Annotated in this window: 9 protein-coding genes and 2 pseudogenes; 3 read left to right on the forward strand and 8 right to left on the reverse strand. The window is 56.5% G+C overall.

Annotated features, from left to right (window positions below):
* Positions 1 to 840: 840 nt before the first annotated feature.
* Positions 841 to 1,246: pseudogene (locus NKI05_RS27930) on the reverse strand (DDE-type integrase/transposase/recombinase); the annotation flags it as partial.
* 179 nt (positions 1,247 to 1,425) lie between these two features.
* Entirely contained in the window at positions 1,426 to 2,091 is a 666-nt protein-coding gene (locus tag NKI05_RS27935; protein ID WP_352793703.1) for a GntR family transcriptional regulator, read from the reverse strand.
* A 1,009-nt stretch (positions 2,092 to 3,100) separates the two neighbouring features.
* On the opposite strand from NKI05_RS27935, the gene NKI05_RS27940 reads away from it, so the two are divergent.
* The gene (locus NKI05_RS27940; RefSeq protein ID WP_352793778.1) at positions 3,101 to 3,247 is read left to right on the forward strand and encodes a hypothetical protein; all 147 of its coding nucleotides are present in this window, start codon (positions 3,101 to 3,103) and stop codon (positions 3,245 to 3,247) included.
* Here NKI05_RS27940 and NKI05_RS27945 read toward each other — a convergent pair.
* From NKI05_RS27945 to NKI05_RS27955, 3 genes are all read right to left on the reverse strand, one after another.
* A complete protein-coding gene (locus tag NKI05_RS27945; protein ID WP_352793705.1) occupies positions 3,234 to 4,751 on the reverse strand; it encodes a M81 family metallopeptidase in 1,518 nt (505 codons plus the stop codon). The two genes, NKI05_RS27940 and NKI05_RS27945, sit on opposite strands and share 14 nt — an antisense overlap.
* A gap of 156 nt (positions 4,752 to 4,907) precedes the next feature.
* Positions 4,908 to 6,155 (reverse strand): ATP-grasp domain-containing protein, encoded by a 1,248-nt coding sequence (locus tag NKI05_RS27950; RefSeq protein ID WP_352793707.1) that lies wholly within the window; start codon positions 6,153 to 6,155, stop codon positions 4,908 to 4,910.
* 198 nt (positions 6,156 to 6,353) lie between these two features.
* Complete coding sequence (locus NKI05_RS27955; protein WP_352793709.1) at positions 6,354 to 13,427, reverse strand: hybrid non-ribosomal peptide synthetase/type I polyketide synthase; 7,074 nt, start codon at positions 13,425 to 13,427, stop codon at positions 6,354 to 6,356.
* A gap of 412 nt (positions 13,428 to 13,839) precedes the next feature.
* Here NKI05_RS27955 and NKI05_RS27960 point away from each other — a divergent pair, with 412 nt between their 5' ends.
* Together NKI05_RS27960 and NKI05_RS27965 are read left to right on the forward strand one after the other, a co-directional pair.
* Positions 13,840 to 14,511, forward strand: coding sequence for a 4'-phosphopantetheinyl transferase family protein (locus tag NKI05_RS27960; protein WP_352793711.1), 672 nt, complete (start codon positions 13,840 to 13,842; stop codon positions 14,509 to 14,511).
* Positions 14,512 to 14,712: 201 nt separating this feature from the next.
* Positions 14,713 to 14,871 carry a hypothetical protein gene (locus NKI05_RS27965; protein WP_352793713.1) on the forward strand — a complete coding sequence of 53 codons (159 nt, stop codon included), beginning with the start codon at positions 14,713 to 14,715 and terminating at the stop codon, positions 14,869 to 14,871.
* A 347-nt stretch (positions 14,872 to 15,218) separates the two neighbouring features.
* Here the strand turns inward: NKI05_RS27965 and NKI05_RS27970 are convergent.
* From NKI05_RS27970 to NKI05_RS27980, 3 genes and pseudogenes are all read right to left on the reverse strand, one after another.
* A pseudogene (locus NKI05_RS27970) lies at positions 15,219 to 15,773 on the reverse strand (transposase); the annotation flags it as partial.
* 100 nt (positions 15,774 to 15,873) lie between these two features.
* Positions 15,874 to 16,548, reverse strand: coding sequence for an OmpW/AlkL family protein (locus NKI05_RS27975; RefSeq protein ID WP_352793715.1), 675 nt, complete (start codon positions 16,546 to 16,548; stop codon positions 15,874 to 15,876).
* Positions 16,549 to 16,698: 150 nt separating this feature from the next.
* Positions 16,699 to 17,211, reverse strand: coding sequence for a hypothetical protein (locus NKI05_RS27980; RefSeq protein ID WP_352793717.1), 513 nt, complete (start codon positions 17,209 to 17,211; stop codon positions 16,699 to 16,701).
* Positions 17,212 to 17,865: the final 654 nt, after the last annotated feature.

Consider the following 17,865-nt stretch of genomic DNA (forward strand, 5'->3'; position numbering starts at 1 on the left):
GACTACTGCTGCCGGCAGTTCGGCGTAGGTGAGGCTGGCGACCGTATCGGCAACGTCTTGTGTCAGCGACATAGGTTCAAACCGCAATGAGGAACGGGAAGTCAAATGCAGCGCCTGCGCATCCTGTCGGGGCCGACAGCTGGTCTGGGCCCACTCAGTGGGAAGGTGGCTATTTCTGAATCCAGGCGTTCCAGCGATCGATCAGCATTGGCTTGTTGGCATTGGTCCACTCGGGGTCCGGGAACCACCATTTTGGAACTGATCTCCTCGGCCGATGGCATGTCGGCATCGCGCCGCATGCACATATGGCGTTAATAAGCGTTGCGTTTCCAGATTCATGAGAACTCCCTTCAATTGTAGAGATATGCCAGCAACGGCAGCCAAAACATCAAGCGGGTAAGGACGCGTGGCTGCGAGTGAAGTGGGCGTAACTTCGAAATAGCCGTTGAAGAGGCTGTAAGCGCCCATCAATTTTTGATCGCACATTTGCCAGAAATGTGATTGCGCATCCTCACAGCGGTGTTCGTATTACGCAAGGGGCGCGTTAACGGCGCCGCGTGTGAAAACGAGGAGCGCTCGTGCCAAATAGATCCGGCAGCTAGTCCGCCTCCTTAGCCGTGACGTTTTGCGGATATCCATGCATGTACAGTGCCAAAAGAAAGTCATGTCAAAACAAACGGTTGCTCTAATACTGCAGTGTCGTAAGTCCGACGTGGTCGGACATACGACAATGCAAACGTGGTTGAATTGCAGCGATCACCCGCGCGGATCTCCGAACGATACTGGCGGTGATTGGTTCAGGCCGCTGCACGGCGATGTCACGTCGTCTGCATATAAACGCGTTGAGACGGTGAGGGCTTTCCGTTCCGCGTTGGCCTGCAGGTGGTAAATACGTGTAGCGAGATCGGAGCGTTTCGAGCGGGGGGCGGGACGAAGAGATTGCGCAAAAGCCGAGACCGCTGCAGTGCTCCTGATGATCGGAAGCCTTGCATCGTCCGCTCCCGTTTTCGCAGCGGCACATGTGCATTCTCCGCCCGGTGTTCGATACCTTGTGCGACCGATGCTCGACGCCCGGCATCACCCTGTCGCCTGCTGCTCCATGTCGGTGATCATGCGCTTCGGCGCGACGCCTTGATTATTCAGCAGCCGCGTCAGCAAGCGCTTGGCCGCCTTGGTGTTGCGGCGGTTCTGGACGATCTCGTCGAGCACATAGCCATTCCTGGTCGACGGTGCGCCACAACCAGTGTCATCCTGGCTTGGCATGATGCGACCGTATCGGCCGCGCTGCTCGCGTCCCGTGGACGCAGCTAAATCAAAATACCGTACTCGATTGTATTGTGCCTTGTGAGCAATCGGATTCGATAAGGTGAATGACATCATCACTCACCCGCAGGATCGCAAAAGCTTGATTTAAAAACATCCTTTTTATTCAGGCTTTAAGATTTGCAGGATCCTTAGACGGGCGGTGAGTATATCATTGACTATCGCGGCCTGGACAGCGGCAGTGTTTCTTGCCTTAAGTGCAGAGATTGCAGCGTCGCGAAATCTCTCGCCGTCGTTGTCCTCAAATCCCCGATTTGCAAGCAGGCCCAGTGTGGGGCCGATTGTCACCCAAAGATTGTCGATGATCGCCAGAAGCCTGGGCGCTTTCGACTGGGCATATAGAGCGAAGTGGAACTTGGCGTTTGCCTCAATCTTCGCCTTGGTGTCGTGAGCCCTCCGATGCGTGCAATAGACCAGATGAAGATGCTCCAACTCGCGAATGAAGGTCGCCGAGGCATTTTCCGCCGCAAGTTCCACTGCCCATCCTTCAAGGTTGACGCGGATCTTCGTGATTTCCTCCAAATCTGACGCCCCCAGGCTTGGGGCGATAATGGTCTTTGGAGCTGGCATTGACAGGATTTTCTCGGACACGAGGCGCGTGATCGCCTCACGGACGGGCGTCACGCTGACCCCCAGCTGAGAGGCTATGGCGCGATGCGTGATCTTCTCGCCGGGCTTATACAAGCCACATCTGAGGCTTTCACGCACCATGCGGTATGCCCTCTCGGACAGGGTCGCCGTCTGTGGATGTTCGCCCAGATCGTTCATTCGTAGGCGCACGCCCGACGTCGCGAATTTGCCGCCATCAACGAGACGCGACTAAAAGGCAGAATTGTTCGCGCATTCACAGCAATGTCCTCGCTCTGACCGGCTTGTAGTCGCTTCGATATTAGCGTGTGGATCGTCGGTCGAAGTCATGGGTCGGATCTCCACATCGCCTCAAGAAATTTCTTGTGCATGTCGACTTCTACCGGATGGCTTGCAACTTCTTCATTGCCAGTATGCGGAGAGTTGCGATGTTGAAGGGCCGCCGAGTTGACCGGTCTGTCATCCTTTTTATGTTTGCTGGTACTTGGCCTACGATCTCAGACACTGCGCGGCCTCGAAGAGATGGCCGAGTAAGGCATTTCGTCGATCGCACCACCATCTTGCGGCGGACGGTTTGCTTCACGCCTTTGTTTCTGGAATGTTTCGATCGGGGGTGTCGCAGTATCACCGGCAGGTGGCCTGTCGACGAAGTCTCTTCCGGGGCGAGTTCTGGCTCGCTGGGCGCCGTGATTTGGCGACGGCGGGGCGCTCCCTCTGGCGAGCGCGGATGGGTTGTGGCAGGCCCGACCACCAAGTCACCGACGGCAGTCGAAGCAATGTCATAGATCGCCCATGGCTGCCGGGAACATTCGCGGATCAGCTCATCGCCTTTGTTGACACGGATCGCCTCAAATCCCGTTGCTACAATATAGGCATATAAGGTGGAAGCAGCCGGCAGGGCAATTGGATGAATAAGAACACGCCTAGGTACCTTGACATAGGGAAGATCGCTACTCGTCAACTCGAGTAGCTCGTGCTTTTTACTCGACAAATATGGCTGTTTTTCTCTGCCTTCTGCTAGGCTCCGTCGCCTGGTTTTGTCATGGCGCATGAGAGATTATACACATTATTTTGTACCTTCTGATGGGCCGCCCATCTGTGTTTTAAAATATCATTTTCGCGGCACGATAAAACCTATAGCGGGTTTGAGAGCGAGCAATTGCGTAAATATTAAGGTGTGTTTTGACTAATGCAGAAACTAGCTGAGCAACTCGTGAAGAAGAGCGCCGATCCGGAGATCCTCAGCCGCACAGAGACACTGATCGCACAGGAGGAGGCGATTGCCAGAAAGAAGCTCGATGCCTACCAGCGGTCTAGCGAGCCTAGTGTCGCGTGAATGCCTTATACGGTAAACGCTCCACCACTTGAGCCGCCACAATGGGCGCGTCATCCACACTGGTGTCCGGCCAGACCCGTGCGCGTTTTTTGGGGAAAGCACCTGGTACGAAATAGGAGAGGCCCGCGGTTGCAACATAGATAGTCGCTGCAACGCCCTCGAAATTCCGATTGAAGTGGAACTGAGACTTCATGACGACAAAGTCCTGCTCGCTGATATTGACGTCGTGGGATTCGAAAATGGCGCGATCAACGACGAATCCTGGCTTTGACGTGGCGATCACAAGGAAACGGTCATCAATCTCGATAAGGGCCGTCTTTCCCATGGAAGCGGATTCGTTGGCAAAACTGGGTCCAATGAGTTTGACATCCCTGTTGTTGAGCATCTTGACCACGCCTTCGACCTCGAAGGGCAGATATAGCGGGGTTACCTTGCCGCCGAGACGCATCTTGATTTTTGCGCCGACGCCGGCGGCATGTGCCTGAGCGACGGTTTCCGGATCATTGACCGTCATCGCGCCCTCGAGCTTCACAGGATGCTTAAGTGCGGCCTGCAGGATCAAGGTGCTGTCGCCCGGCGCGCCGGCCAGCGTCCGGTCACCAAGATCGGCAAGCGCCTTGGTGATGCCGCTCTTGTCCTTCGCAGCGGCATCTAGGGCCTCTCCGATCGTCACGGTTTCATCCTTGAAGCACTCGCGCAGATCCCAGAACTCCTGGGCGTAACCCTCCACGATCGCCTTGGCTTGCCTATATGGCCCGTTGCTCAGTATCACAGCGGCCTGACCCATGTCCGTTAGATCCGCAAAGCGATAGGCGTTGTAGATGCTAAGGTCCACCACTGGCGCTTCCGACTTCTCGAGCGCACGGGCACGTGCGTGCATTTCTTTAAGTGGGCTGAGATGAGTTTCGAGCCTGCCTGGGGCAATCATTCGGGTTTTCGCGAAAGTATAGACCGGGCGCAGACGGCCGTCCAGGACATCCAAAACCAATCTGACGACCTTCTTGCCATTGTCGTAGTAATCGTCATGGGGATTGTTCTTGCAGGCGATGCAGATGTCGGCTGCCTTCAACATCTGCGGCGTGATATTGGCATGAAGGTCGAGACCTACTCCGATGACTGCGTTTCCGCCGATGGCGCCGCGAATGTATGAGAGGAAGTCACCTTCCGCATCTTCGAACTCAGTCGTGGACATCGACCCATGCAGGTCCATGACAATCGCATCGGGCGCGAGCTTCTTGAGTTCCTCGCCCCAGAACTGCCGTTGCTCAATGTAGAAACCATGATCGATGGCGCCGCTCGGTGCGATCATCGAATCTGAAACGGGAAGGATTTCAATGTCAGCGCGTTCGATCAAGGCGTCAACGATCCCGCCGAGCGTCGTGCCATTTCCCTTGGCGGCCTCGATCACTGTCTCTCCGCGAACGACCGTGATATCTGCCGCCGCTGTCGCGGGCGCATATCCATGCGATTCATGAAACAGGCGTCCGACTGCTATGCGCTTCATAATACTAAACTCCTGAATGTCAGGGTTTGATCGCCAGGGACTTCGCGGTTACCTGCGCCGATGTATTGCTGCGTTTTATGCAGCGGTTTCAAGTTCACGGTGCGATGGACTGGCGGGCGTGCCCGGCACAGGGTGCGCCGGGGACAAGTGCTTGAGTTAAGGGGCCGCAAGCCGCTCCTGTTCGCCAGGGTTTGGGAATGGTGTGATCGACCAATCGATTAAGTCGATGGCACGCTGAAGTAACGCCTCTGTCAGATCATGGGTGGGTGAAGAGGCGACTACATATCCGATCATGTCTCGGAGATCTCCTTTCCTGACGATCGGTGTCTTGGGTTCAACATAGAATTTAACCTCGGCTACACCGGGTATGGCAGCCGCCCGACTGTCGCCTCCGATCCAATCGAGAGTGCCGTCGCGATCAGGAACCAGGAACCGCATGGCCGCAGTCTGCGAATGCCTTCTACGCAAATTCCATTTCTCGCCGATGACAAGCTTGATGTGCTCGGTGACCAGATCAACACCGTAAGCCAGCTGAACCATTTGGGGAATGCCTGCGCCATGAAGACGGGGATTGACTTCAATGATGATTGGGCCACGCATCGTCCACCGGAATTCAATACCCGCTGGCCCCCAGCCAAGGTCGAGAGCTCGCAAACAGCTCAGCGAAAGATCGGCGATACGCTGATGCTCGTCATCAGTCAGCGGGGCCGGAAAAGTGCACTCCCGACCGACAAAATGGGGTAAGGGGCCGAAGTCAGCGGTGCCAATTCCAATGATCTGATCTCCCATTATATCCGCCCAATAAAGGGGACCTTGTGCGAATTCTTCGACCAGTATCCTCGGTGGGGATTGCCATATGTGCTCCCCGCCCAAAAGATAGGTCGTATGTTCGGCTAACTCATCGAAGCTGCGGCACAGTCGGACACCTCTGCTGCCGGCACCAACTGCTGGTTTAAGAATTACCGGCAGGCCGATCTCCGCGGCAAAACTTTCCACCTCAGTAGCATCCGTTGCCAAGCGATAAGCAGGTATTGGAACGCCGGCCTCTGCGAGTAGGTGACGTTGCTTGAATTTGTCGCAGCATTGTTCGATGGACGTAGGGTTCGGTCCCGACAGATCGAAATGGCGGCAGAGCTTGCCAACTGTCGCATAGAACGAGTCCCCGACGGACGTAATGCCAGCAATGTCATAGGTTGCACGTAGCACGGAACATTCGTGGATCAGCGCAGCGAGATCGGCTGTATCGACACGGACTGCCTCAATTCCTTCGGCCCCAAGATAGTCGTACTGAGCTGGATCAGCCGACAGGACAATTGGATGAAGACCAAGTTGCAGAGCTGCTTGGACGTATAGCGGACCATTATACCTTGAACCTTCAAGCAGGATAAGCGCTCTTCTCGCCATTTGCGTTGTCTCCGACGTTGCGTGCTGTGCGGCGGTCCGAGCGTACATCGGCCGTGCCTGATCTCAGACCTTCTAGTGAACGTACCATTGTCAGCGATTTGCGGTCGCAAGATTCTGTAAATTTACTTCAAGGATTTGTTGCAACAGTTTGGTCGCCCACCCTTGTCCCGCTATGCGATCCGCTGATGGTGCCGTCGCTTAGTCGTTTCGATTGAGGTAATCTTTGAGCTTCGTTGCCAGGACCCTCACATGTGGCGGAGCCACCATCGTGTAGTGGTCTCCTGGCACTTCGTGGATTTCCAGGCGCGCCCTAGCGAATTGCTTCCACCCAAGATCGCCATCAGGTTCATTAGTGGATGTGCGCAGCCCCTTCCTGGCTGCAAAAAGAACGGACCTACTGTCGTTGAACCGAGGCGTATATTCGCGCAGCGCAATTTTATTTGCCTCGGCAACTGCCAGGATATTATTGAGCTGCGTTTCGCCCATTTCGGGTACGTTGCCTGCTTGCATTCCTAAATCCAGCAATGCTGTTACCTGACACTCACGTTTGATGGATTTCAGCTTTCGCCAATCTTTCTTCAGTGCAGGAAAAAGGACGCTCAATGTGACCGCTTGCTCGCTAAGCCAGTCAGGAATACGGCGGTCGCCGAGCAAGCGATGATACCGGTCGCTTGTGTGCTCTTCATCCTTGTGAAGCGCTTTGGCATCGAGCAGCCCAACTATTGCTACCTCGTCACCAGCATCGCGCAATTGGCAGCCCATTTCCCAAGCAATGCTACCGCCCATGGACAAGCCGACGAGTTGATAAGGGCCGCGTGGTTGTACGCTCTTGATAGCCTCTACGTATTCCCGCGCCATTTCCGGAATGCTCAGGTGAGGTCCTGCCTCACCATCCAGACCGCGCGCCTGCAGGCCGAAGAGCGGCTGCTCCGTGCCAAGTGCCTTAGCAAGAGGCGTATATAGAAGCACATGTCCCCCAAAAGGGTGGGGGCAAAACAGAGGCGTCCGTGAACCGCCGGTTTGTATCGGCACCAATGCGTTCGGACGCGCGCTTCTACGGGTCTTCGACAGGGCTGTTGCGAGCCCTCGTGGAGTCTGGTGTTCCAGCAGCAGGGAGACAGCCCATCTCTCTCCCGTGAGCTGCTCGATGCGATCGATGACGCTTAAGGCGCTCAACGAATCCCCACCAAGATCAAAGAAGCTGTCGGTCAGGGCAACCTCATCCAAGCCCAAAATGTCCCGATAGACCGCCGCAATTTGGCTGTCTAAAGCTACCTCAACGGACATCTCAACTACAGCCGGACTGCGCGCCCCTTCGTTCCCAGTCGGGCGATCGACGGATGCGACTGCAATATCAGGCTGATTCGAATCGGCATTTTGTTCCTGCTCCTTGGTGACGACCGGATCGAGCCAGTAACGCTTGCGATCAAAAGGATAAGGCGGGAGGGGGGTCCGCTGCGGGGGCTTATGATCGTGCAGGCCAGACCAATCTATGCGAACGCCGAAGGTCCATAGCTTGCCCAATGTCTGTAGCAGTCTCAGGCGATCACCTTGCCCATGATCGACTCCTGGCAAGGCGGCAAAGGCGATGGGGCTGCGCAGGTTGACCTTTGACTTGGACCGCTTGGAATGCCCCGTCAGGGCTGCGCCAGGCCCCACCTCAATGAAAAACTCGTGGCCCGATTGCACCAGCTGATCGAAGGCCTGGTGGAATTGCACCGTCTCTCGCAGGTTGCGGAGCCAATAGCTGCCGTCGAGCTGTACGTCCGGCTCAAGCCAGTCCCCGAGCACCGTTGACATGAAGGGTACTTGCGGCGCGCGCAACTCGACCTTTTCCGCATGAATCATAAACTCCTGCAGGATTGGATCGAGCAGTGACGAATGGACGGCATGGCTAGCGCGTATCTGTTTGCTCGCAATACAGTTCACCTGCAATTGCTTTTGAAATGCTGCGATCTCGGATGAGGCCCCCGACACGACGCAGTGACGTGGACCATTTATTGCCGCCAATGAAAGGCGTTCGTTCCAATAGGGCTGGAGCTCTTCCGGCGATAGGCTGACAGCAATAATCCCGCCGGCGGGCACACGCGACGTTAACTGTCCTCTTATCAGCGTCAGTCGGATAGCATCAGGTAACGAGATAATGCCCGCAAAATGAGCGGCTGCATATTCGCCGATGCTGTGGCCGATCACAGCTGCAGGGAAAACCCCCCACGACATAAAGAGCTTCGTCATTGCATACTGCGTAGCAAAGATGACAGGCTGTATCACCGTCTCCAGCTCCGGCTCAAGCTCGCCATGAGATTTGCCTTCGCAGTAGAGCAGGGGGCGGAAATCGATATGTGCGAGCTCATCAAGCCAGTTTGCGCATTCGTCGATGGCGTTGCGGAATACCGGCTCTTCTTCATAAAGCTCCCGACCCATTCTGATCTGCTGCCCGCCCTGGCCGGAGAACATGAACACGATGCGGTGTTCACTGCTTGACGCCTCTCCAGACGTGCCCGCATTCAGTGCCGCCTGATCGAGTTGGTCGGCTAGTTCCCCCAAATCGGATCCGACGAAATTTGTGCGATAGCTAAGAGCGGCTCGACCTTTTTGCAAAGTGTATGCAATGTTCGCTGCGCTGTGCTGAATATCGTCTCGGCGCATAAAGCCGGCCAGTTGCCGGAGCATTTCAGTTAGTGCCGGCCTGCTCGCCGCTGACACCGGAAAGACGTGCAGCCTGCTGCCGCCTTGCTCATCGGTCCGCGCCGGAGCCTCCTCGAGAATCGCGTGCGCATTCGTGCCACCGATGCCAAAGGAGCTGACCCCGCCGCGCCTTGGCGTACCACCTTTGGGCCAAGCGGTGCAGGTCTTGGTTACGAACACCGGGCTCTCTTTGAAGTCGATATTTGGGTTGGGCTTATCAAAATGCAGGCTGGCGGGAATGACCCCCCTGTTCAGCATCGTGGCGACTTTGATCAATCCCGTCACACCCGCTGCGGCGTCGAGATGCCCGACATTTGCCTTCACCGAACCTACCGCGCAGAATTGCTTCCTCGCTGTGTGGGAACGGAAAGCCTTGGTCAGGCCAGAGATCTCGATGGGGTCGCCAAGGTAGGTTCCCGTACCATGCGCCTCGACGTAACCAATGGTGTCCGCAGAGACCTCAGCAGCGGAGAGGGCAGCTTGGATTACCGCTGCCTGTCCTTCAGCACTGGGGGCGGTGAACCCTATCTTGGCAGCGCCATCATTGTTGATGGCGGTCCCCTTTATGACTGCCCAGATATAGTCCCCATCTCTACGGGCATCGCTCAGCCGTTTGAGCACGACCACCGCTGCTCCGCTGCCTCTCACCGTCCCTTGTGCTTTCGCATCGAACGCACGACAGTGGCCGTCAGGGGACAAGATGTGGCCTTGTTGATGGAGATAGCCTTTTCCATGGGGCAGGGAAATCGATGCACCGCCTGCCAGCGCCATATCGCACTCATAGCTCCGCAGGCTCTGGCAAGCGAGGTGGACAGCAACCAGCGAAGTAGAGCATGCCGTCTGAACTGACACGCAGGGCCCGGTCAAGTTCAGCTTATAGGCAATTCGCGTCCCCGTGAAATCCTGGCCATTAAGAATGCGGATCTGCAATTTCTCTGAATCCAGCAGGTCCCTGCCCGCTTCCCGTTCAGCCAGATAGTGACTGGCCCCCACGCCGGCAAAGACACCGACACGGCCGTCTGCCGTCTCGCGCGATCCGTATCCCGCGTGGTCGAGCGCCTGATACGCGGTTTCCAGCAGGCTTCGCTGTTGCGGATCCATCCACGCTGCTTCCTTTGGCGAGATGCCAAAGAACGCTGCGTCAAACAGATCAATTCCGCTGATAATGGCTTCGCGTCTCACATAATTTGGCCTGCCATAGGTACTGGGATCGACGCCCGCTTCTCGCAATGTCTGCTCATCCAAGTCTTCGATGGACTCTGTGCCATCGATCAGATTGTTCCAGAATTGATCGACGTTTTCCGCTCCCGGGAACCTGCCCGCCATACCTATAATCGCAGCAGCATCCCGGTCCTGGTTGGGCTCGTTGCCGGTTCCAGCCGAACCAATTATGTTCTTTAGACCTCCGGCGGAGTGAGGAGCAGCTTGAGTTGCGGCCAAATGCGCAGCGAGCGTTCTTATGGTGGGATGCTCGAAAAGATCCAGTATGTTGCAATCAATGCCCAGACGATCTTGGATACGCGCCTGAACCTGGACGACAGCCAGGGAATGTCCGCCAACATCGAAGAAACTGTCTTCAACGCCAACGGAGTCCAACTTGAGCACGTCCTTCCAGATGTCAGCCACTTCCGTCTGCAACCTGCCGGTCGGAAAAGTTGCGGCCTTTAATGTCGAGGCGTTTCTCCTCGGCTCGGGAAGAGCGCGTCGATCGATCTTGCCGCTACGATTAGTCGGTAGCTGTGGAAGGAACACGAACTGTGAGGGAACCATGTAGCCAGGCAACGCGCCGCGCAGGAAAGTCTGAAGTTCATCGATATCCTCCGAAATTTCCGGTCGCCTCACCACATAAGCTGTCAGGCTCGCATTTTCGCCGAGACATTCTGTGAGCGTGACGCAGCATGCTTTGACGTTTTCGTGCTCCATCAGACACTGCTCGATTTCGGCAAGTTCAACACGCATGCCGCGGATCTTGACCTGTCCGTCGTTCCGACCCAGGAACTCAATCGTGCCATCTGACCGATACCGGGCCCGATCACCAGTTCTGTATAGTCTGGATTGCGGATCATCATCGAACGGGTTTGGCCGAAAAAGCTCGCGCGTGAGATCATCGTGATTCATGTAACCGCGAGCTAGGCCGACGCCCCCGATATAGAGCTCGCCGATTGCCCCAAGCGGTGTCGGATTACCATAGCGATCAAGGATGTATGCCTTGGTATTGATGGCAGGGCGCCCAATGGGCGGCTTTCGCCCGTCGGCACTCACCTCGGTCCTTACGCAATAGACTGTCGTTTCAGTCGGCCCATAGGAATTGAAGATGCGGCGGTTTTTGCCCCAGCGCTCGATCAGGCTCGATGGCAAGGGCTCTCCACCCGACTTGATCACGGTGAGATCAGGAAGATCAGTCGACGGCAAGGAGGTCCAAGCTGTCGGTGTAAGACCGGCAGCGGTGATGCGCTCACGCCGCATGAACTTGACAAGTTCTGCTCCGGGCACCGATGCCGATGGGGGTGCCAGGGACAGTCGACCACCAGAAGATAAGGCCAGTATGAAGTCGAAAACAGACGCATCAAATCCGCAGGAAGCGAACTGCAACACTCGGCTATCCGGCCCCAGCTGATAAGTGCGTCTTAGATCCTCCGCCATGTTGCAGGCGCTGCGATGTTCGATCATCACGCCTTTCGGCTGACCTGTGGAGCCGGACGTATACATCACATAAGCCAAGTCGAGGGAACCGGCGGGACAGTGCGGAGGCGTGACTTCGTGCAGAGCAACTTCGGTGTGGTCTTTGTCGAGGAGAACCACTGCGCATTGCTTGGCACCTTCAATGTTTCGCCCCGACAGGGCATCCCCGAGCGTCTGTTCTCTGACCTCCGACTTGCTGATGAGCGCAGTGGCACCAGCATCCCGCACCATGAAGCGTAGACGCTGGGGTGGCAGTCGCGGATCGAGAGGAAGATAGACGGCCCCCGCCTTCAAGATCGCCAGAAACCCGACAAGGAGATCGCACGAACGCTCAACGAGAACCCCGACGACGTTCCCAAGGCGGACACCTTTACCAATTAAATGATGGGCAAGCCTGTTTGCCCTTTGGTCAAGTTCGGCATAGCTGAGAGCCTCCGATGAGCAGCTGACGGCGATATTGTCTGGCCAAGCAGCAGCCTGCGCTTCGATCAGGTTGTGCAGGCAAATATCGGTCGGAAAAGATGCTGCTGTCTCGTTAAAATCATGGAGGAGCTGCTGCTCCTCCTCTGGCCCCAGCAGACTATAGTCGCCTATCCGTCGCGCTGGCTTTTCTGCGATCGCCTCAAGCAATACCTGATAGTGCTTCGCCAGCCGCTCTATGGTGCTAGCATCCCACAAATCCGCTTTTGCAACGAGGTCAAGGCGGACACTTTCCTTGCGGGCCAGGATTCGAAAATCAAGATCGATCCAGGTATCGGTCTCACAGAATCGAATTTGCGCAGGCAAGCCGGACAGGTCGACGTCGCTTGGCCTGAAGCCAAGGGAACTCACCGCCTCCGGAGTGAAGTTGAAAACAGCTTGCGCGAGCGGATTGCGATCAGGTGCAGGGGGGAGCTTGAGCTTCTCTAGGAGCAGGGGAAGAGGAAAATACTCATTGCTGCGCGCGCAGCGCATAAGCTTGCGCACCCGCTGCAAGTGGTCGAGGAAAGTGGGATTTCCGGAAAGATTCTGCCGTAATGCGCCAAGGGTGACAAAGTAACCGAAGGTCCCCGAAAAATTTCCCGCCGGACGACCGAGGCGTGGCACGTAAAGGGTGATGTCGTCCTGGTCGCAATAACGATGCAGCAGGACATAATAGGCAGCAAGCAGAACGGTGGACAGAGTCACTTTTTCTTTGTGCGCCAGTCGTTCCAAGCGCGCGACCACGGGCTTGCCGATATCCAGGGAGAAAACTGATCCTGTGTACGTCGCGGGCGCATTTCGTGGTTTGTCGGTCGGAAGGGCCAAGTCGGGCTCATGATCGACAAATTGGCTGCGCCAGTACGCCCCCATACGCTCTCCGTCGTCGCCGGCAAGGAACCGCTCCTGCCAGGCCACGAAGTCCCCGTAAGGAGCCGCCGTGGTCAGATCCGGCATATCCGTGTCGCCGCAAAACGCCTGGTAAAGCCCGCCGAACTCGTACAGGAAGGTCCGAATGCTGTAGGCGTCGGATATGATGTGGTGGAAATTGAGGAGGAGAACCTCTTCCGTGGCACTGCTGATGAACAGGTGAGCGCGAAACAATGGCCCATGTTCCAGGTCGAAAGGCGAGCGAGCTTCCGCTGCGATGGAATGACCGAAGTCCGCCTCTTCGAGTCCATGTAGCCGAACGACATGAAAACTCAGAAGGGCAGTCTCATGAATGCGCTGACGGATCCGCTCGCCTTCCTGGTGGAAGGTCGTGCGCAGCATTTCATGGCGGGCAATCAAAGACTCGAGCGCGCGCCGCAAGGCATCGATGTCGAACGGTGCCTTTATGCGCAGCTCGACTGGCAGATTGTATTCGCTACCGGTCGGTCGTTTTTGATGATGTATCCAAAGGCCCGTCTGGCCATGCGACAGCGGGCGCGTAACATGATCCATTGCTTTCTCCAGCCACATAGTTGTGCGGAGAACACTACCCGCCTTGTCTTCGGGGTGGTCTGAAATTTTTAGAGAATTATTACTACATTTATGTTAAGCAATGTATTAAGAAATACATATTTTGTAATATTTTGTAATAATTGTAACTGGCGACGGTATACTGGCGATGGTATATTGTAACTGACAATGGTATCATGTATGAGTTTTAAAGAAAAATACAAAGCTATATATAGGTATAAAGTCGTGTCACGACTTTTAAAAATGCCTACATATATCGTTACACATCACGAGCCTTCGGCAATGTAGAAGCGTTGCTGGATAACAACCGAGTCACCTGAAGCTGAAGGGTCTGAACGGCCAAAGCGAGTGAGCCGTTTTTGCTGATCAGGCAACAGCGTGTTGTGGAGCAAGCATGCATTCGAATAGGCAGACGGACACCATCGACGTTTGGGTTTTCCGGCATTCTCAGCTGACGATCCCTCCGTTGCATATGCGCGAAATGCTGAGCCCAACTGAGCGGGAACGGGCTGTGAAAATTCGTCACATGGATATGCGCCTTTCGTATCTTCAGGCAAAGTGCGCTTTTCGGATCATTCTTTCTGCGCACTTGCATGTTCCGCTGAGAGATCTCCAGATGACCATTTCGCGCTTCGGCAAGCCCCGATTGCCGGCGCACGATATTGAAGTGAGCCAAGCTCATAGTCGCGATTGGTCGGCCGTCGCGGTATCAACCTTGGGCTGCGTTGGGATAGATATCGAGGTTTGGCGCCCCCTGGCAAATTGCCGGCAGTTGGCTTCCCAGGTTATGACCAATCAAGAGGCAAGGGTTCTTGGAGACAAACCGAGCGAGCTGACTGTGCGAAAGTTCTTGGAGCTGTGGACCAGAAAAGAGGCCGTACTGAAATGCGCGGGTCTTGGTCTCCGCCAAGAGCCGCGCGGCCTTCATACAGGATGGGATGAGCCGGCCGTGCAATTTGCTGACGTGCAATATTCCCTAAACGCACTCCCAGTCTGCGGGCAATTGGTAGGGCATTTAGCATCGCATGCTCCTCAAAAGATCATCATGCGCAGCCTGCCATCATAATTGGACACTTGGCCGAAATGACGTGCTGCAGCAACGCCAATGAGCTCAGCGGCGACGAGTGGCTCGGCCTGATGCTGGATCGCGAGGCCGCCATTGCACGCCGATATGCGCGTCACGAACCGGTTCGCCTCAGCGATAGCTCGGAGCCTACGGGACGGGTTGTGGACTTCGAGGCGTTCCGGCGAGATCTGGAAAAGGCGCTTGCCTATACGAGCGGGGCTCTACGATCCCGTCATGATGCTGAAGGTGCTGGTGTTCCACAAGCAGGTTCCGACCTGGAATTACCCTGTCGCCCATGCCCTTGGCGGATCACAATCCACGAAGACGAGCGATACGTCCGCCGCAACGTCGCGAAGCTGACGCACAAACACGAAGCGGGCCAGCTCGACCCTGGAAGATCGGTGACACGCCGACAGATCACATCGACTCCATGGTCAAGGCCATCATCGCCCTGCAGATCAAAATCACCGCCTGTTGGGCAAGGCCAAGCTCAGCCAGAACATGGAACCGCGCGACATTCGCGGTGCGGGGGAAAAGCTGGTTTCCCAGGCGAGACAGAGGTGGGGCGGACCATGCTTGCAGCAGTAGAGGTGGGATCGAAATAGCAAGCGTTCGGTGGATACGGCGCACATGCGGCCGCTCGCCACCTCTGGCGAGGTATGGTTGTGTGCGTCAAGTTCTGCAAAATGGGGCGGCCATGATGCTGGTCATGCGGCTTGGCGCAGAGCGAGCTTCTTGTGCTCGCGCAGGTCGTCCATGTTGATGTATCGGTTGGCCTCCATCCAGTTTTCATTGGTCTCGACGGCCAACGCCCTGACCAGGCGCAGGCAGCTTTCGGTATTGGGGAAGATGCGCACGACATAGGTGCGCCGGCGGATTTCCTCGTTGAGCCGCTCCAGCATGTTGGTGGATTTAAGATGCTTGTGGTGCTGTCTCGGCAGCCTGAAGAAGGTCAGGGTTTGTTCGATGGCATCCTCGGCCCAGCCTGTCAGGCGCGGATAGCGTGCCGACCATTTGGCAAGCCATGCGGCAAGATCAGCCCTGGCCTCTGCGAGATCGCGCCGGTCGTAGAGCCAGCGCAATTCCTGCAGGCAGTCGTCGCCGTGCTTCCTCGGCAGATGATCGAGCGCGTTCCTGAGGAAGTGCACGTAGCAGCGTTGCCAGGCGGCTTCGGGGATCACCTCGCCGATCGCTGCCACCAGGCCGGCGTGATCGTCGGACACGACCAACTCGACGCCCTTGAGTTCCGCGCGCCCCTCGACAGCGGTTCTTCAAGTGTCGCCCGTTCAGGCCGTCGAAAAAGGGCGCACAAGGCGCCCTTCATTTCGATCGGCTATCAGCAGGCCGCCTCCGCTTTCGTTATCAGAAGCGGTAGGTGACACCTGCGCCTATCAACCAGGGATCGAACTCCGCCTTCCCCGTCAGCTTCGCGCCGTCGACCGTGACGTCGAAGTCTGGCTTGAGGAAAAGCTTCTTCACGTCGAAGTTGAAGCCCCAGTGCTGATCCACCATGTAGTCGAACCCGACCTGCAGCGCGGTGCCGAAGGTGTTCTTAACATTGAGAGCATCGGCGCTGCGGGCACCCTGGTTATAGAAGATCGTGTAGTTCACGCCGGCGCCTACATAGGGCTTCAACGCGCCGAGATCGGTAAAATGATACTGCAATGTAAGCGTGGGCGGCAGCAGCCAAACCTTGCCGACATTGCCCAGCGCGCCGATCGCTCCTTGGCCCTCAATGTTGGCATAGGTGGTGCCGAGGATAAGCTCCGTGGCGATGTTGTCCGTGAAGTAATAGGAGATATCGAGTTCCGGCGTCACAGTGTTCGAATACGAAAGGCCGGAGCCGGGCACTGCATTGACGTAGCCCGAATCCTCAGTAATGACCCCCAACGCGCGCAGGCGGACCTGCCAAGGATTTGGCGATTCCGTGACGCTCGCGGCTTGCGCAAGCTCGGCCGCTACGGCCTGTTGTCGCATCAGAATCAGGACGATGGCCGCTGTTACGCCCCGCGCCACGCCCATTCGCTTTCTCGCCATGGTATTCTCTCCTTGCTCTTCAGAAATGATGCACTGAACTACGAAAACTCTTGCAAATTGCGTGAGATTGGCGGAGCGCTCATGCGCAGTGTGCGCGGGACCGCGCACATACTATTTGCGCCGTGCTCGCAATCATCGACCTGTACTCACTTAGAAGTGAGCGGGATAACCAAAGGCCTGCAGCTTTGCGACCATCTTAGGCGCGTGGCCCGGGTGGGCGCGCTCGGCCACGCTTCGTGGTGGCGAGCAGGATCTGCGTAGGCGGCAATGGTGGTCCCGGCCCCACAATGAGGGCGGATTTCCGGCCGTTTTGCCAGAATTGTAGAGGTACTGACCGCGCCGCATGAACACGGGAACCTTGTCGGGACGGTCGAAGATCGCTGTCAGCGCGTCGTGGTCGGGATTGAACTGTGTTCCACTGAACTGCCCCAGGGTCCTGGCCGACTGGCTGGCGACCCAGGCAAGTGTCTGTTCTCGTTCGACATCTTCGAGCCAAAGATAGGGATCATCGTCCGGGGCATTCAGCGTTGGTTTGGAATCAAATACGGTCATCTCCGGATAACGTGAAGTATGGTGTCGACTGGAAAATAACCGCAACGTCCTGTCGGCTCGGAAAGGCCCGGTTTTCGCAGCTGCGACTGCATGTTCGGCGGGCTCGATCATGGCATGATTTCTCCTCAGTCCTTGCCGCAGCGCGTTTGCAGATAGTCTTGCACGTGTCGTGCCAAACGAGAAAATCATTTCACAACAATGACATGGCTCTGACTGCCGTGTGCCTAATGTCGACTTTGTCGCAGACCCGACAACCAGTGCAGCCGTGACCGCCCTGATAGAACCTCATGTGCGAACTCGGTGGGCACTGCGGAATAGCAGTGAAGCTCACCGCGAACTGGCCGAGCTTCGGATCGACATCGGCGACGGGCGATTGACGACGGCGACGTTGCCGGTGTCGGGCACGACACGGCCTGAGGAGCTCCGCGGCGGCGATCATCGATGACTGCGTTTACGAGGGCTCCCATTCCTGGCCGACCGGTAGGCGCGCAAAAGACTGCTGCCGCCGGGATGGAATGGCGTCGTGCTTTGGACTGGCAGAATGGTCATAACCAATTCTGTTCCGGCTATCTGTACAGAGATTCATTGATGCGCTTAGGCCGGGCATGCGCCCATCCGCGACCATCTGAGCATGAGCATCGATCCCTTTGCTTCCCCAGGAGAGAGGCCCCGCTGCGGACATGAGTTTGCGTCACTCTTCATGATCGCGCCTCCGAGGATGTCGGGATCGAGCCAGTGCAACGGCACGATAGGGCGAAGGATCTG

Origin of the sequence: Mesorhizobium sp. M0771, assembly GCF_040320155.1 — a bacterium.
Lineage (GTDB): Bacteria > Pseudomonadota > Alphaproteobacteria > Rhizobiales > Rhizobiaceae > Mesorhizobium.

Excerpts from the sequence above, each read along its gene's own strand:
- NKI05_RS27935 (WP_352793703.1), bottom strand. The coding sequence starts at position 2,091 with ATGAACGATCTGGGCGAACATCCACAGACGGCGACCCTGTCCGAGAGG.
- NKI05_RS27940 (WP_352793778.1), top strand. The coding sequence starts at position 3,101 with ATGCAGAAACTAGCTGAGCAACTCGTGAAGAAGAGCGCCGATCCGGAG.
- NKI05_RS27945 (WP_352793705.1), bottom strand. The coding sequence starts at position 4,751 with ATGAAGCGCATAGCAGTCGGACGCCTGTTTCATGAATCGCATGGATAT.
- NKI05_RS27950 (WP_352793707.1), bottom strand. The coding sequence starts at position 6,155 with ATGGCGAGAAGAGCGCTTATCCTGCTTGAAGGTTCAAGGTATAATGGT.
- NKI05_RS27955 (WP_352793709.1), bottom strand. The coding sequence starts at position 13,427 with ATGGATCATGTTACGCGCCCGCTGTCGCATGGCCAGACGGGCCTTTGG.
- NKI05_RS27960 (WP_352793711.1), top strand. The coding sequence starts at position 13,840 with ATGCATTCGAATAGGCAGACGGACACCATCGACGTTTGGGTTTTCCGG.
- NKI05_RS27975 (WP_352793715.1), bottom strand. The coding sequence starts at position 16,548 with ATGGCGAGAAAGCGAATGGGCGTGGCGCGGGGCGTAACAGCGGCCATC.
- NKI05_RS27980 (WP_352793717.1), bottom strand. The coding sequence starts at position 17,211 with ATGATCGAGCCCGCCGAACATGCAGTCGCAGCTGCGAAAACCGGGCCT.